Raw genomic sequence first — 15177 nt, forward strand, 5'->3', positions numbered from 1 at the left:
CCTATTTCCCAATACAAAAACTGGAGAAGATCTCGCCGAGCAGATCCTCGCTGCTGAAGGCGCCGGTGATCGCGCCCAGGTGCTGTTGCGCCTGGCGCAGTTCCTCAGCCATCAGTTCGCCGGCCGCCGCTGCGTGCAGTTGTTCATGGGCCGCGCTCAGGTGTTCGGCGGTGCGGCGCAGGGCATCGAGGTGTCGGCGGCGGGCAATGAAACCGTCCTCGCCGCCACTGAATCCGATGGCCTGCTTTAGATGCTGGCGCAGCAGGTCGACGCCGGCGCCGGTCAGGGCACTGAGCCGAATCTCCGGCTTTCCGGCCACTTCCTCGACGCCCGGAACCCGGCCACTGAGGTCGATCTTGTTGCGAACCACCGTCACCGGCAGGTCCTCGGGCAGATCAGCCAGGCTGGCCTGTTCCACCAGTCCGACACCGACCGCGTCCTCCACCACCAGCAGAATACGATCCGCGGACTGCATGGCCTGCCGCGCCCGGCGCACGCCTTCCTGTTCCACCGGATCGTCGGAATCACGCAGGCCGGCGGTGTCGATGATATGCAGCGGCATGCCGTCAATCTGGATCTGTTCCCGCAGCACATCCCGGGTGGTGCCGGCGATCGCCGTGACGATGGCGCTGTCACTGCCGGCGAGCTGGTTCAGCAGACTGGACTTGCCGGCATTGGGCGGGCCGGCGATGACCACGGTCATGCCATCACGCAGGATCTGTCCCTGGCGCGCGGTGGCCAGCACCACATCCAGTTCGGTGCGAACCGCGCGCAGCTTGGCGGCAACCTCGCCGTCGGCGAGGAAATCGATCTCCTCCTCGGGGAAATCAATGGCCGCCTCCACATGCACGCGCAGTTCGGTCAATGCCTGCAGCAGGGCCGTGACACGGCGGGAGAACTCCCCGGACATGGAACGCATGGCTGCGCGCGCGCCCTGTTCGGAGCCGGCTGCAATCAGGTCGGCAATGGCTTCGGCCTGGGCCAGGTCCAGTCGACCGTTAAGGAAGGCACGTTCGGAGAATTCGCCGGGACGGGCCGGGCGGGCGCCCAGTTCGGTCAGGCGCCGCATCAGCCGGTCAAGCACCACCGGCCCACCGTGGCCGTGGAATTCGACCACATCCTCGCCGGTAAAACTGCCCGGGCCCGGCAACCAGAGCAACAGGCCCTGGTCCAGGCTCTGGCCCCCGGCATCAGTAAATTGCCGGAAAACCGCGCGCCGCGGTTCGGGAAGTCGGCCAGCCACCCGACTGGCGTAGCGGCCGGCTTCCGGCCCGGACAGGCGGACCACACCGATGCCGCCACGTCCCGGTGGCGTGGCAATCGCGCAGATGGTGTCGGGCAAGGGCTGCACGAACACACCTCCCTGGGAGCGCCGAACCCGGACCGGCCGCATGACCGGATCGCCTCGGCCGATGCTACTTCTCTTCGCCCTTTTCGATCCGTCGCGTGATGAACCACTGCTGGGCAATGGACAGCACGTTGTTGACCACCCAGTAGAGCACCAGCCCAGCCGGGAAGAAGGCAAAGAAGATCGTGAACACGAATGGCAGCGCCATCATGATCCGCTGCTGAATCGGGTCCAGCGGCGCCGGGTTCAGCTTCTGCTGCACGAACATGCTGACACCCATCAGCAGCGGCAACACGAAGAACGGATCCGGCGACGACAGGTCATTGATCCAGAGCATGAAGTCCGCATGACGCAGTTCCACGCTCTCCAGTAGCACCCAGTACAGGGCAATGAACACCGGGATCTGCACCAGGATTGGCAGACAGCCACCCAGCGGATTGATCTTCTCTTCCTTGTACAGCTTCATCATCGCCTGGTTCATGGCCTGGCGATCGTCGCCGTAGCGCTCCTTGATCGCTTTCATCCGCGGATGCACCTTGCGCATCCTTGCCATGGACCGGAAGCTGGTTTCGGAAAGCTTGTAGAACACCAGCTTGATCAGCAGCGTGACGATGATAATCGCCACGCCCCAGTTGCCGACGATGGAGTGAATCCATTCCAGGACGATGAACAGCGGCCGCGAGATGATCGTCAGCCAGCCATAGTCGACGGTCAGGTCGAGGGCATCGGCGGCGGCGGCCAGTCGCCGGTATTCCTTCGGGCCGACGTAGAGCTGGGTGGAGAATTCGCCGATCTCACCGTCCGCTACGCCACGCCAGAAGGTGTTCATGCCAAGGTCGTAGACGTTGTTGTCCCGTTCCTGGCTCCAGTAGCGACGCTCCTCGCCTTCGGGAGGTATCCAGGCACCGATGAAGTAGTGCTGAATCATCGCCAGCCAGCCGTCGCGGACGTTCTCGTCCAGGCGGTCGGAGCCACCCATGTCGGAGAACGAGAGCTTGGTGTAGCGATCGTCCGGCGTGTGCAACACGCCGCCGGTGAAGGTGTAGATGAACCAGGAGGTACCGTCACCGTGGTCGGCACTGCGCCGCAGGTAGGTCTGCTGCGAGGCGCGCACCTCGTCACCGGTGGCGTTCTCCACCTCGTGTTCGACGTCGATCAGATAGCTGTCGCGGTGGAAGGTGTAGCGCTTGGTGACACGCAGACCATCCGCACCTTCCCAGACCAGCGGGACGGTCAGGCTGTCGGCATCATCCTCAAGGCTGAAGCTGTCCTGATCGACCTTGTAGATGCCCCGGCTGCCCGGACCCTGGGCGGCATTCTGGGTCACGATCCCGGCGCGCGCGATGAACAGGCGGCTCGGCTCGTCACTCATCAAACGCAGCGGGGTCTGGTCGTCGGTCGAAACCGGGTAGTCCAGCAGATCCACGCGCCGCAGTTCCCCGCCGCGGGTGCTGATCACCACGTCCAGCAGATCGGTGGTGATGCGGACGTCGCGCACCTCGGTGTCCTCGTCGGCCGCATCCGGCCGAACACCGTCCTCTTTGGTGGTGGTGTCGCGGTCGGGCCCCTCGGCATCCAGATCGTCCGGCACGAACTGCTCGTCACCGGTTTCATCCTGCTCCTCGGCGACTTCCTCTTCGGTGGGCGGCGGAGCGCGGTGTTCGCGTTCCCAGGCTCCCCAGATCAGAAGCAGCAGGAGGCCGAGGGCAAAGAACTGGATCAGGCGTTGCGTTTCCATGAATTACCGCTGGTCAGTACGTGAAGGTGGGACCGGATCGACGCCGCCCGGGTGCCAGGGGTGGCAGCGTAACACGCGTTTCAGGCTCAGCCAGGAACCTCGCAGGGCCCCGTGCTGCTGGATCGCTTCGCAGGCATATGCAGAACAACTGGGGTAGAACCGGCAACACGGACCGATCAACGGGCTGATAAGATACTGGTAGCCGCGTAAGAGCAGTATCAGCAGTCGCCGCATCGCTTGATCAACCTTTGCCAGAGGGCGTCCAGCTTGCGCCGGAGCTGCGCCCGGTCCAGGCGCCGCGCCGGTGACCGCGCCAGCAGGATCACGTCCCGTGCCGGCAATGCCATCCGTTGCTGGCGGAACGCTTCCCGACTAATCCGCTTGATGCGATTGCGATCCACGGCCCGCGGCACATGACGCTTGGAGATTGCCATACCCAGGCGCGGCTGCTCGTGCTCACCGCCCTTCGCGAGTAACGTGAACGCGTCATCCGAGACGCGACAGGGTCCACTCGAAAAAACCCGCCGGAATTGGCTGGGCCGGAGAAGCCTTGCGTCGCGCGGGAATCTGTTACGCACCGAATGTCAGGGCAACACCTCAGGGCGCCAGGCGGGCACGCCCCTTCGCACGACGCGCCTTGATCACGCGGCGGCCACTCTTGGTCGCCATCCGGGCCCGAAAGCCGTGGGTCCGCTTGCACTTGATGACGCTGGGTTGAAATGTCCGCTTCATGACTGAGCTCGCTCGATTCGTCGACTGGGTAAGGGGCTGACCGGAGCCCGCACAAAATAAGCCCGCGAATGTACCGCCGCGGCTGCTCGACTGTCAACGCTGACGGCATCTTACCGCCTGTGGATAACACCGACTTTGGGGTATAGACTCGGCGGTCCACCGATCAAACCAGAGAAGCCTTGGCGACCGGTCAGAAGCAATGACCGGAACTCGCATGCCTGGCCCGGTCCGGTCGCGTCGTTCGATTTGTAGCTATTGCCTAATCTGGGGGTTCCGCTTGGACAGCTCCGTCTGGAAACATTGCCTGAATCGCCTTGAGGCCGAGATCCCCGAGCAGCAGCTCAATACCTGGATCCGTCCGCTGCAGGCGGTGGAAGGCGACCAGCGGTTGCGGCTATTGGCGCCGAACCGTTTTGTTCTGGATTGGGTCAAGGAACATTTTTTCGATCGTATCCAGGAACTCGCCGAGCAGCACCGCGACCGGCCCAATGTGGTACTGGAAATCGGCAGCAGCCTGCCGCCGGAGCCAGGCAGCGCACAGCCGCCGGCACAAACCGGACGGCCGGAACAGCGAACACGCCACGAGGCCCGTGCCTCCGGCGGAAGTAACATCAATCCCCGGTTCACCTTTGACAGCTTCGTCGAGGGCAAATCCAACCAGTTGGCACGCGCGGCCTGCACCCAGGTGGCGGAGAATTCCGGTGGCGCCTACAACCCGCTTTTCCTGTATGGCGGCGTCGGCCTGGGCAAAACCCACCTGATGCACGCGATCGGTAATCTCATGCTGCGCAATAACCCGCGCGCCAAGGTGCTATATCTTCATTCGGAACGTTTTGTCGGCGATATGGTGAAAGCGCTGCAACATAATGCGATCAACGAGTTCAAGCGGCATTACCGGACGGCGGATGCGCTGCTGATCGACGATATCCAGTTCTTTGCCGGCAAGGAACGATCACAGGAAGAGTTTTTCCACACCTTCAATGCCTTGCTCGAAGGACAGCAGCAGGTAGTCCTGACCTGTGACCGCTATCCCAAGGAAGTCGATGGCCTGGAGGAACGCCTGAAATCACGATTCGGCTGGGGGCTGACCGTGGCCATTGAGCCACCGGAACTGGAGACTCGGGTCGCAATCCTGATGAGCAAGGCATCGCAGGAGGGGATCGACCTGCCTCACGAGGTGGCTTTCTTCATCGCCAAGCGGATCTGGTCGAATATCCGGGAACTGGAAGGCGCCCTGCGCCGCGTGTTCGCCAACGCGCAATTCACTGGAAGTCCAATCACCGTCGATTTCACCAAGGAGGCGTTGAAGGATCTTCTCGCGCTGCAGGACAAGCTGGTGACCATCGAGAACATCCAGAAGACGGTGGCCGACTATTACAAGATCCGGGTGGCAGACCTGCATTCCAAACGTCGCAGCCGCTCGATTACCCGACCGCGACAGATGGCCATGGCATTGGCGAAGGAACTGACCAGCCACAGCCTGCCGGAAATTGGCGATGCCTTCGGGGGTCGGGACCACACCACGGTACTGCACGCCTGTCGAAAAGTGGTGGAGCTACGCGAGGCGGATGCCAGGTTGGCCGAAGACTATGCCAATCTGTTGAGAACGCTGACCACATGATGTGCGGAAGCTGTGGACAAAATGGCGGGTCCAACACGTCCACGATTTGTCCACAGCTTCTCCTCGGTACATACCGGAAAGGTACCGCTGCTTTCACACAGGGAAAAATTCAAATAGATAGCTGTTTTTAAAGGATAAATAAAAGATTTCCACAGCTGATCTGGAAGTCAGTAATAACCACAAGTCTTTTAAAAGATAAAACACTAGTAATTAAGGAAGCGCTCAAAAGGCAGGCTTATGAAGATTGAAATCAAGCGGGAGACGCTGCTTCGGCCACTGCAGTCCATCATTGGGGTCGTCGAACGGCGGCAAACGCTGCCGGTGCTCGCGAATGTTCTGCTGGTGGCAGATGACCAGGGGCTTGGACTGACGGCTACGGACCTGGAAGTCGAGATTGCGGCACGGGTGGATGTACCGATAGCAGAGGCCGGGCAGATAACGGTACCGGCTCGAAAAATGATGGATATCGTGCGCAATCTGCCCGAGGGCAGCGACATTACGGTGGCCGTGGATCAGGATCGTGCCCTGGTCACTTCGGAGCGCAGCCGTTTCACGCTGACGACGCTGCCGGCCACCGAATTCCCGACCGTCGAAGACATCGGCGAGAGCCAGCCGCTGTTGCTGTCGCAGGGAAGCCTGCGTCGGTTGATCGAGAAAACGCAATTCTCCATGGCCTTGCAGGATGTCCGGTATTACCTCAACGGTCTGTTGCTGGAGCTTGATCCGGATCGACTTCGGGCGGTGGCCACCGATGGTCATCGGCTTGCTTTGGGCGAAGTCCCCGGTGCCGTGGATGTGTCAGAGAGCAAGCAGGTCATTGTGCCGCGCAAGGGCGTGCAGGAATTGCTGCGTCTTCTCGGTGACGACGACAGCGAAGTTCGCGTGGAATTGGGCAGCAATCACCTTCGGGTGACCCTGACCGACTTGCGGTTTACCTCCAAGCTGATCGACGGTCGATTCCCCGAGTACCAGCGCGTGATTCCTGCGGTGGATGAGCGAATCCTGCTGGCGGATCGGGACGCCTTGCGGCAGGCCCTGGTACGGGCATCGATCCTGTCGAACGAGAAATACCGGGGTGTCCGCTTCATGGTGGATCAGGGCAGTTTGCGGATTCAATCCAACAACCCGGAACAGGAAGAGGCGGTCGAGGAGCTGACCGTCGACTATCAGGGAACCCCGCTTGAGATTGGTTTCAACGCGAGTTACCTGCTTGACGCGATCGGCGCCATCGAGACGGATCAGGTGTCCATTGGCCTGGTGGATGCCAATAGTTCCTGTCTGGTTACCGCGGCCGGCGATGCTAGCCATCAATATGTGGTCATGCCGATGCGGCTCTGAGCAGGCATTTCCAGGCGAATATGCTCGCCTTTACCATGACGTTGCCGGCTTGCGAAACCGTCTTTGTTAGCGGGGGCGCCAATGGCGCTTGAGCGATTGACGATAGGGGGGTTTCGTAATCTGAGGGATGGCCTGTTGCCGGTGTTCGGCCGGGTTAACGCGATTATTGGTCCGAACGCCTCGGGCAAGACCAGCTTGCTTGAAGCCATTCATGTTCTCGCTCGGGCGCGAAGTTTTCGCGCGGCGCGCCTCGATTCCGTGACCTGTCAATCCCGCGATGGGTTTCGTCTGGTCGCCGAGGTGGCGGCCGGTGGAAGCCGGCACCGGCTTGGGTTGGAGCGGGACCGGCGGCGATTGCGGGTCCGGGTTGATGGTCAGGATGTGCGGGTACTGTCCGAGTTGGCGCGTCATCTGCCTGTCCAGGTCGTCAACACCGAGAGCCAGCGCTTGTTGCAGGATGGACCGGGGCTGAGGCGACAGTTCCTGAACTGGACCACGTTCCACGTGGAACACCGATACCGAGAGGCATGGAAGCGTTTTGAACGGGTTCTGCGTCAACGCAACGCTGCGATTCGTGGGGGCGAACGCCGCCTTGCCCTGGCATGGAATGGCGAGCTGATCAATGCCGGCGAGCAGGTGACGGCGATGCGAAGTCGGTTGCTACAAGACCTGGAGCCGCTCCTGGAGCCCTTTCTTAAGGACTGGTTGGGTGGCGTTACCGTCGCGCTGCGCTACCGGCGGGGCTGGGCGAAGGATGTCAGCTATGGGGAGGCGTTGAGGCGGAGCCAGGAAACCGAAATGGAGCGCGGTTTCACACTGGTCGGGCCTCACCGCGCAGATCTGGCGATCAAGGCTAATGGGGTGCCTGCACAGGAATGGCTGTCCCGCGGCCAGCAGAAGATCCTCGTAATCGGCTTGATGCTTGCTGTGACAAACCGGCTGCAGCAGCTGGGTGGTGGCGATCCGATCCTGCTGGTCGACGATCTGGCCTCCGAGCTCGATGCGGAACGCCGGCTGCAGGTCGTAGAGGCCTTGCTTTCGACTGGCGCGCAGGTGTTTTTGACTGCGGCGGCGCAGGAAGAACTGCCCCTGGGAGCCGATGCGCGGTGGTTCCACGTGGAACATGGCGAGCTCCGCGAAATGGTACAATAGCCGCCTTTCACCGGGGGGACAGCGATGAGTGCAACGCCAAGCTACGACTCAGGAAGTATCAAGGTTCTGAAAGGGCTGGATGCCGTCCGGAAAAGACCTGGTATGTATATCGGCGATACCGATGACGGAACAGGTCTCCACCACATGGTATTCGAGGTGGTGGACAATTCCATCGACGAGGCGCTGGCGGGGCACTGTTCAAAAATCGAAGTGGTGATCCATGAAGATAACTCTATTTCGGTGACTGACGATGGTCGCGGCGTGCCAGTGGATGTGCATGCCGAAGAGGGCCGGTCCGCGGCGGAGGTCATCATGACCGTGCTGCATGCCGGCGGGAAATTCGATAACAACTCCTACAAGGTTTCCGGTGGCCTGCATGGGGTCGGCGTTTCGGTGGTCAACGCCCTGTCCGAAGAACTGCAGCTCACGGTGCGCAAGAACGGGAAGATCCATCATGTCGAGTTCCGCATGGGTGAACCGGTCGCGCCACTGCATGTGATCGGTGAAAGTGACGAAACCGGCACAAAGATCACGTTCCGTCCAAGCCCGGAGATATTCACCAATATCGACTTTCACTACGATTTGCTGGCCCGCCGGTTCCGCGAGTTGTCCTTCCTCAACCCCGGCGTTTGTATCAGTCTCAAGGACGAGCGCACCGACAAGGCGGACCTGTTCGAATATGCCGGCGGAATCAAGGCCTTTGTCGAACATTTGAACCGCAACAAGACCCCGTTGAACAAGGAAGTCCTGTATATCTCATCCTGGCGTAATGACATCGGTGTGGATGTGGCGATGCAGTGGAATGATTCCTATCAGGAGAATATCTTCTGCTTCACCAACAATATCCCGCAGCGAGACGGTGGCACCCATATGGCGGGCTTTCGTGGCGCCCTGACGCGGACCGTCAATACCTTCATGGAAAAGGAAGGCCTGACCAAGAAACTGAAGGTCTCACTCTCCGGCGAGGATGTTCGGGAGGGCCTGACGGCGGTCCTGTCCGTGAAGGTCCCTGATCCGAAGTTTTCTTCCCAGACCAAGGACAAGCTGGTTTCCTCCGAGGTCAAGACAGCGGTCGAACAGGTGCTGGCGGAAAAGCTGCAGGAATTCCTGTACGAGCACCCGACCGATGCCAGGGCAATTGTCGAAAAGACCGTGGATGCCGCGCGCGCGCGCGAGGCGGCCCGCAAGGCGCGCGAGATGACGCGGCGCAAGGGCGCCCTGGATATCGCCGGTCTACCCGGTAAGTTGGCGGATTGCCAGGAGCGCGATCCGGCACTTTCCGAACTGTATCTCGTCGAGGGTGATTCCGCGGGCGGCTCGGCCAAACAGGGGCGGGACCGGCGGACGCAGGCGATCCTGCCCTTGAAGGGAAAGATCCTGAACGTCGAGAAGGCCCGGTTCGACAAGATGCTGTCATCGGCCGAGGTCGGCACGCTGATCACGGCCCTGGGTTGTGGAATCGGCCGGGAGGACTTCGACCCGGAGAAACTGCGTTACCACCGGATCATTATCATGACCGATGCGGATGTGGACGGCTCGCACATCCGTACTTTGCTCCTGACATTCTTCTACCGGCAGATGCTGACCCTGGTAGAGCGCGGACACGTCTATATTGCGCAGCCGCCGCTCTACAAGATCAAGCGGGGAAAGCAGGAGCATTACGTCAAGGACGAGCGGGAGCTGACCGAGTATTTGTTGCAGCTCGCCATTCAGGGTGCGGTCCTGCGCTCCGATTCGGATGCGGGCGACATCGAAGGTGAGCAACTCGAGGCGCTGGCCAGCCAGTATCTGCGGGTCATGGATATCATCGATCACATGAGCCGGCAGATGGACCATGACGTGTTGGTCACGTTGCTCCACGTGCCGGTGCTTACCGAAGGGTCGTTTGATGATGTCGGTTATCTGAAGGAGTGGTTCCAGCAGATCGTCGACCGGCTCAATCCCGTCCAGCCCCAAGGCACCCAATATCAGGCGATGGTGTCGACCGGCACAGATGGCCAATTCCAGGAAGCAGTGATTTCAAAGCGCATGCACGGCATTCGCCACGATTACCGGTTCACGCCGGAGTTCTTCCTGACGCCGGAGTATCGTCGCATCAGTTCCCTGACGGCAGCGCTTGACGGTCTGTTGGGGGCTCGAGCGTCGATCCACCGCGGAGAGCGCCAGCAGCCGGTAGAGGCCTTGGGTGATGCCGTTACCTGGATGCTTGAGGATGCGAAACGCGGACAGTATATCCAGCGCTACAAGGGGCTGGGGGAGATGAATCCGGATCAGTTGTGGGAAACGACAATGAATCCCGAAACCCGACGCTTGCTTCAGGTGCGTATCGAGGACGCGGTGGCCGCTGATGAGGTCTTCACGACCTTGATGGGTGATCATGTCGAACCCCGGCGGGATTTCATCGAGCGTAACGCCCTGGCGGCATCGAACCTGGACGTCTAGGGAAACACGGATCTATTCCCGCGTCTGCGCCCGAGCCCTGCGGGTGATCACCGGATTCACTGCTCGGCGGCATTGTGGCGCGTGACGAGGGAAACACCCTCGCGCAGCCAAACGCATTGTCAGGCTTTGACGGCTGCCGGATCCTGACCGTGTTCCACGTGGAACACGGTCAGTCCTATTTCCCCTGCTTGCCAGCCGTCCGGTCCTCGTAGGCCTGAGCGACCTCCCGGCTGTTCCGTTCGATCCAGTCCCGCGCTTCGGCCAGCAGGGATTCCTGTGTTTTGCCTTTTGATTCAATGACCTGGCTTATCCTGACTCGAATCGTGCCCGGATATTTCAGGAACGAATTCTTTGGCCAACATTCACCGGCGTTGTGCGCAACCAGCACCACCGGATATCCGGTTTCCACGGCCAGCACGGCGCCGCCTCGCTGGTATCGGCCACTGCGTCCAGGCGGCACCCGGGTTCCTTCCGGGTAGATGACCACCCAGACGCCCTCGTCCAGTCGAGCCCGGCCCTGCTCCAGCATCTGTTGCATGGCCTCCTTGCGGGCGGACCTGTCGATGGCGATGGGCTTCAACATGCGGATCGCCCAGCCGATGAACGGAATACGGGTGAGCTCACGTTTCAGCACCCAGGTCTGGGGCTGGAACAGGTCCATCAGGGCCAGGGTTTCCCAGGCTGACTGGTGTTTCGCCAGGACGATGCACGGTGTGTCTGGCCGATTCTCCAGGCCTTCAACCTCGAAGCGCACACCGGCCGCCACCGCGGCCCACCAGATCAGAAACCGGCTCCACAGGTTGAACAGCCGATAGCGCATCCGGTAGGGGCTCAGAGCCGCGAGCAGGATTCCCAACGTGCCAAAAACCAGCGTCGCGGCGAGTGTACCGGCCGCCCAGAGGATCGAGCCGAGGATGATTCGAGTGCTTCGGATCACCGGTTGGCCCGGGTTGCTTGGCGAATCTGCCATGGTTCCGGCAACCTCATTGCGTGATTGAATGACCCTGGTCCGACATGCCGCCGGCCAGCAGCCACTCTGCGAAATCCTTCAGGGTGTCGAATACCGGCACGTCCGGCATGGTGCCCGCGTCAAGGGTCTCCTCCCCCTTGCCGGTGCAAACCAGAACGGGCCGGGTCCCAGCCGCGATGCCGGCCTCGAGATCGCGGGCTGCATCGCCGACCATGAAACTGTTGCCGAGGTCCAGATCCAGTTCCTCCGCGGCCTGAAGGAGCATCCCCGGTCGGGGTTTACGGCAGGCACAACCGGCTTCCGGAAGGTGGGGACAGGCATAGATGCCGTCGAGCGCCGTGCCCTGCTCCGCCAACAGGCCCCGAAGATGCGCATGGATGCTGTCCAGCGTGGCCAGGCTATAGAGTCCGCGGCCGACGCCGGACTGGTTGGTACAAACCACCACGGCCCAGCCGGCCTGTTTCAGCCGGCGGATGGCGTCCAGGCTTCCCGGCAGCGGCTGGAACTCCTCGACCGAGCGGATGAAAAGCTCTGAGTCCCGATTGATGACTCCGTCACGGTCCAGAAATACCGCTGAACGTGCGGCCATCAGGCCGGTGCCTGTTCGGGAGTCAGACGGGCGATATCGGCCACCGAACTCAGGATGCCAGCCAACTGACCGAGCAGGTGCAGCCGGTTCCGGCGTATCGCCGGATCGTCAGCCATGACCATCACCGAATCGAAGAACGCATCCACGGGTTCCCGCAGTTGCGCCATGGTGCTGAGCGAATCCTGGTAGCGGCGCGCCTGATTGAGGGCCTGTATCTCGGTTTTCACACGCTGCAGGTTCTGATAAAGAAGCTTTTCCTCTTCCGCATCGAAATGTGCGGGATCCGGTTCGGGCGCTGGAAGGGACTGTTCCGCCTTGCGCAGGATGTTTTGCACGCGCTTGTTCGCCGCCGCCAGGCTGGCAGCCGCCTCGGTTTTCCGGAAGTGGGCGCAGGCCTCAAGCCGAAATGCGAGATCCACAGGATCGTCCACCGCCGCGCCATCGTCCTCCATGGCCCGGGCGGCCGAGGCCGCATCGAATACGTCGCTGCTGACACCGCGATCAAGCATGTAGCCCCGCAGCCGTTCGAGGCAGAAGGCGACCAGATCGTCGATAACGGCAGGATCATGCAGATCTTGCGGCAGGTGATCATGGGCCTGCCTGAACAGTCGCCGCAGCGACAGCGAATGTTTGCATTCCACGAGGATGCGCATCAGCCCCAGGGCCGCGCGACGCAGCGCGAAGGGGTCTTTGTCGCCGGAGGGGATTTGGCCGAGGGCGAAAATGCCGACCAGCGTGTCCGCGCGCTCGGCCACGGCCAGCGCCTGGGCCAAGGCCGTCTCGGGAAGCCTGTCGCCGGCATAGCGTGGCAGGTAATGCTGCTCCAGGCTGCCGGCCAGTTCACCGTCCAGGCCGTCATGTAGCGCGTAGTAGCGCCCCATCGTACCCTGCAGTTCGGGAAATTCTCCGACCATTTCGGTCAGCAGGTCGCACTTCGCCAGCATGGCCGCCTGTTCTACACGATCGGCATCGGAACCGAAGGCCGGCGCCAGCAGGCGGGCCAGTGCGGCAACCCGCACCGCCTTGTCGTGCAGACTGCCGAGGCGTTTCTGGAAAATGATTTCCCGCAATGCCGGAACCCGCTCGGCCAGCGGCTTCCGCCGGTCCTGGTTCCAGAAGAACTCGGCATCGGCAAGCCGCGGCCGAATCACACGTTCATTGCCCAGCACGACCTGTTCAGGATCGCGGCTTTCGAGATTGGCAACGGTGATGAACGCGGGCATCAGCCGCCCGCCGGCGTCACGTAGCGGGAAATACTTCTGGTGTCCCTGCATACTCGAGACCAGTGCCTCGCTTGGTACGTCCAGGAAACGGGCGTCGAAACGACCGGTAATCGCCACTGGCCATTCCACCAGGGCGGTAACCTCGTCCAGTAGGGAATCCTCGATCACGGCCCTGCCGCCGACCCGTTCGGCCTCGGCCTCGACCTGCTCCCTCACACGTTGGCGACGGCGCTCGAACCCGGCAAGCACGAAGCCTTTCTGCTCCAGCACGGCCTCATAGTCTGTCGCCTGCTGCAGAGGAATCGGCTCGGCGGTGTGGAAGCGATGTCCGCGTGTCAGCCGATCACTGGCGATCCCGAACAGCCGTATCGGCACCACCGTGTCGCCAAACAGCGCACAGATCCAGTGCACCGGGCGCACGAAAGCCGCATCGCTGTCGCCCCAGCGCATGCGCCGCGGGATGGGTAGGCGGTTCAGCGCATGCTGCACGATTTCCGGCACCAGTGCGCTGGTGTCCTGTCCGGGCTGTTCCGCCTGATAGCTCAGCCAGGCGCCTTTCTCGGTACGCTCCTCGCCAAGGTCCGCCACGTTGACACCGCAGGAACGGGCGAAACCCAGTGCCGCCTTGGTGGGCTCGCCGCTGTCATCAAACGCGGCCTGCAGTGCCGGCCCGCGTCGGTTGACCACGCGGTCCGGCTGTTTCACCGGCAGCCCGCGTAACAGCACGGCCAGCCGGCGTGGTGCGGCAAACGCCTGATGCTGCTCGGGCTTCAGATCCTGGCGCTCCAGTCCGGCCAGCACCTCCCGATGAAAGGATTCGATCAGTCGTGGCAACGCCGTCGGCGGCAATTCCTCGGTACCAATCTCCACCAACAGTTCACGGGTTTCAGCCATTAGCGGCCTCATTCACGGTTTTCAAAAGCGGGAAACCGCGAGCTTCGCGGCTTGCGTAGTAAAGTTCCGCGACACCCCGCGCGAGGGTTCGCACACGCAGGATGTAGCGTTGCCGTTCGGTCACTGAGATTGCGTGCCGGGCATCCAGCAAGTTGAACGTATGCGACGCCTTGAGGCACTGTTCGTAGGCCGGCAGCGGCAGCTCCAGGTCAATCAGCGCCTGGCTCTCGCGTTCGCACTGATCGAACTGGCGGAACAGCGCCTCGACGTTGGCGTGCTCGAAATTGTAGGCGGACTGCTCGACCTCGTTCTGGTGATACACGTCGCCGTAAGTCACCGGACCGTCCGGACCGTTGGTCCAGACCAGGTCATAAACGCTCTCTACACCCTGCAGGTACATGGCGATCCGTTCGAGTCCGTAGGTGATCTCGCCCATCACCGGCTGGCAGTCGATACCGCCAACCTGCTGGAAGTAGGTGAACTGGGTGATCTCCATGCCGTTCAGCCAGACTTCCCAGCCCAGGCCCCAGGCCCCGAGGGTCGGCGATTCCCAGTTGTCCTCGACGAAGCGGACGTCATGCACCCGCGTATCCAGACCCAGGTCGCGCAGCGAGCCCAGGTAAAGGTCCTGGATCGCCATCGGCGACGGCTTCATGACCACCTGGAACTGGTAGTAATGCTGCAGGCGGTTGGGGTTGTCACCGTAGCGGCCATCGGTGGGTCGCCGCGAAGGCTGCACGTAGGCGGCGTTCCACGGTTCCGGGCCCACTGCCCGCAGAAAGGTGGCGGGGTGGAAGGTGCCGGCACCGACTTCCATGTCCAGTGGCTGCAGGACGACGCAGCCTTGGCGCGCCCAATAGGCCTGCAGTGCGAGGATCAGACCCTGAAACGTGGTGACATCCGGCCCTGTGGTATCTGAAGACGTCTTGCTCATCGACGAAAATCCCTGAATCCGGCGGATAAATGGCCTGGTAGCAGGTCAAACCGGGCAGTATACCTGTATCGCCCGGCACCCACGAAGCCCCGGGCCGGGATGGCCAGCGGCCCGGATCTGCCAAACGGTCCACGGTTTCGAAGCGGAGGTTGGCGCATCGTCAACGTGTGGACCGACGATCCGTCCCGCAACTGCA

Annotated in this window: 13 protein-coding genes; 4 read left to right on the forward strand and 9 right to left on the reverse strand. The window is 61.9% G+C overall.

The genetic code is table 11. The features are described 5' to 3' along the window. Position 1 precedes the first annotated feature (1 nt). The 5 genes from mnmE to rpmH form a co-directional block, all read right to left on the reverse strand. Positions 2–1351 (reverse strand): tRNA uridine-5-carboxymethylaminomethyl(34) synthesis GTPase MnmE, encoded by a 1350-nt coding sequence (mnmE, locus tag M0534_RS02755; RefSeq protein WP_248566887.1) that lies wholly within the window; start codon positions 1349–1351, stop codon positions 2–4. Between the two features lie 64 nt (positions 1352–1415). Continuing rightward, positions 1416–3086: a membrane protein insertase YidC gene (gene yidC / locus M0534_RS02760; RefSeq protein WP_248566888.1), complete on the reverse strand. Its 1671-nt coding sequence runs from the start codon at positions 3084–3086 to the stop codon at positions 1416–1418. A gap of 3 nt (positions 3087–3089) precedes the next feature. Then, positions 3090–3320, reverse strand: coding sequence for a membrane protein insertion efficiency factor YidD (gene yidD, locus M0534_RS02765; protein WP_248566889.1), 231 nt, complete (start codon positions 3318–3320; stop codon positions 3090–3092). After that, the gene (gene rnpA / locus M0534_RS02770; RefSeq protein WP_248566890.1) at positions 3305–3664 is read right to left on the reverse strand and encodes a ribonuclease P protein component; all 360 of its coding nucleotides are present in this window, start codon (positions 3662–3664) and stop codon (positions 3305–3307) included. Before rnpA ends, yidD begins: the two co-directional genes overlap by 16 nt. Positions 3665–3683: 19 nt before the next feature. Further along, on the reverse strand, positions 3684–3818 hold the full coding sequence (rpmH, locus tag M0534_RS02775) for a 50S ribosomal protein L34 (protein ID WP_248566891.1): 135 nt from the start codon (positions 3816–3818) through the stop codon (positions 3684–3686). 277 nt (positions 3819–4095) lie between these two features. Between rpmH and dnaA the strand changes: the two genes are divergently transcribed. The 4 genes from dnaA (at position 4096) to gyrB (ending at position 10371) form a co-directional block, all read left to right on the forward strand. Beyond that, positions 4096–5439: a chromosomal replication initiator protein DnaA gene (gene dnaA, locus M0534_RS02780; protein WP_248566892.1), complete on the forward strand. Its 1344-nt coding sequence runs from the start codon at positions 4096–4098 to the stop codon at positions 5437–5439. Between the two features lie 237 nt (positions 5440–5676). Continuing rightward, complete coding sequence (gene dnaN, locus M0534_RS02785; RefSeq protein WP_248566893.1) at positions 5677–6777, forward strand: DNA polymerase III subunit beta; 1101 nt, start codon at positions 5677–5679, stop codon at positions 6775–6777. 81 nt (positions 6778–6858) lie between these two features. Then, on the forward strand, positions 6859–7929 hold the full coding sequence (recF, locus tag M0534_RS02790; RefSeq protein ID WP_248566894.1) for a DNA replication/repair protein RecF: 1071 nt from the start codon (positions 6859–6861) through the stop codon (positions 7927–7929). Between the two features lie 24 nt (positions 7930–7953). Then, positions 7954–10371, forward strand: a complete 2418-nt coding sequence (gene gyrB / locus M0534_RS02795) for a DNA topoisomerase (ATP-hydrolyzing) subunit B (RefSeq protein ID WP_248566895.1) — start codon at positions 7954–7956, stop codon at positions 10369–10371. A gap of 175 nt (positions 10372–10546) precedes the next feature. Here gyrB and M0534_RS02800 read toward each other — a convergent pair whose 3' ends face one another. The 4 genes from M0534_RS02800 to glyQ are packed head-to-tail and all read right to left on the reverse strand — an operon-like array spanning position 10547 to position 14981. After that, positions 10547–11341, reverse strand: a complete 795-nt coding sequence (locus tag M0534_RS02800; RefSeq protein WP_248566896.1) for a lysophospholipid acyltransferase family protein — start codon at positions 11339–11341, stop codon at positions 10547–10549. Positions 11342–11354: 13 nt separating this feature from the next. Further along, entirely contained in the window at positions 11355–11930 is a 576-nt protein-coding gene (gmhB, locus tag M0534_RS02805) for a D-glycero-beta-D-manno-heptose 1,7-bisphosphate 7-phosphatase (protein ID WP_248566897.1), read from the reverse strand. Continuing rightward, on the reverse strand, positions 11930–14047 hold the full coding sequence (glyS, locus tag M0534_RS02810; RefSeq protein ID WP_248566898.1) for a glycine--tRNA ligase subunit beta: 2118 nt from the start codon (positions 14045–14047) through the stop codon (positions 11930–11932). Before glyS ends, gmhB begins: the two co-directional genes overlap by 1 nt. Next, positions 14040–14981 (reverse strand): glycine--tRNA ligase subunit alpha, encoded by a 942-nt coding sequence (gene glyQ / locus M0534_RS02815; protein WP_248566899.1) that lies wholly within the window; start codon positions 14979–14981, stop codon positions 14040–14042. Before glyQ ends, glyS begins: the two co-directional genes overlap by 8 nt. Positions 14982–15177 lie beyond the last annotated feature (196 nt).

It is taken from the genome of Methylonatrum kenyense (assembly GCF_023195885.1).
Taxonomy (GTDB): domain Bacteria; phylum Pseudomonadota; class Gammaproteobacteria; order Nitrococcales; family Aquisalimonadaceae; genus Methylonatrum; species Methylonatrum kenyense.

Coding starts and splice junctions, on each gene's coding strand:
- yidC (WP_248566888.1), bottom strand. CDS start 3,086: ATGGAAACGCAACGCCTGATCCAGTTCTTTGCCCTCGGCCTCCTGCTG.
- yidD (WP_248566889.1), bottom strand. CDS start 3,320: ATGCGGCGACTGCTGATACTGCTCTTACGCGGCTACCAGTATCTTATC.
- rpmH (WP_248566891.1), bottom strand. CDS start 3,818: ATGAAGCGGACATTTCAACCCAGCGTCATCAAGTGCAAGCGGACCCAC.
- dnaN (WP_248566893.1), top strand. CDS start 5,677: ATGAAGATTGAAATCAAGCGGGAGACGCTGCTTCGGCCACTGCAGTCC.
- recF (WP_248566894.1), top strand. CDS start 6,859: ATGGCGCTTGAGCGATTGACGATAGGGGGGTTTCGTAATCTGAGGGAT.
- gyrB (WP_248566895.1), top strand. CDS start 7,954: ATGAGTGCAACGCCAAGCTACGACTCAGGAAGTATCAAGGTTCTGAAA.
- M0534_RS02800 (WP_248566896.1), bottom strand. CDS start 11,341: ATGGCAGATTCGCCAAGCAACCCGGGCCAACCGGTGATCCGAAGCACT.
- gmhB (WP_248566897.1), bottom strand. CDS start 11,930: ATGGCCGCACGTTCAGCGGTATTTCTGGACCGTGACGGAGTCATCAAT.
- glyS (WP_248566898.1), bottom strand. CDS start 14,047: ATGGCTGAAACCCGTGAACTGTTGGTGGAGATTGGTACCGAGGAATTG.
- glyQ (WP_248566899.1), bottom strand. CDS start 14,981: ATGAGCAAGACGTCTTCAGATACCACAGGGCCGGATGTCACCACGTTT.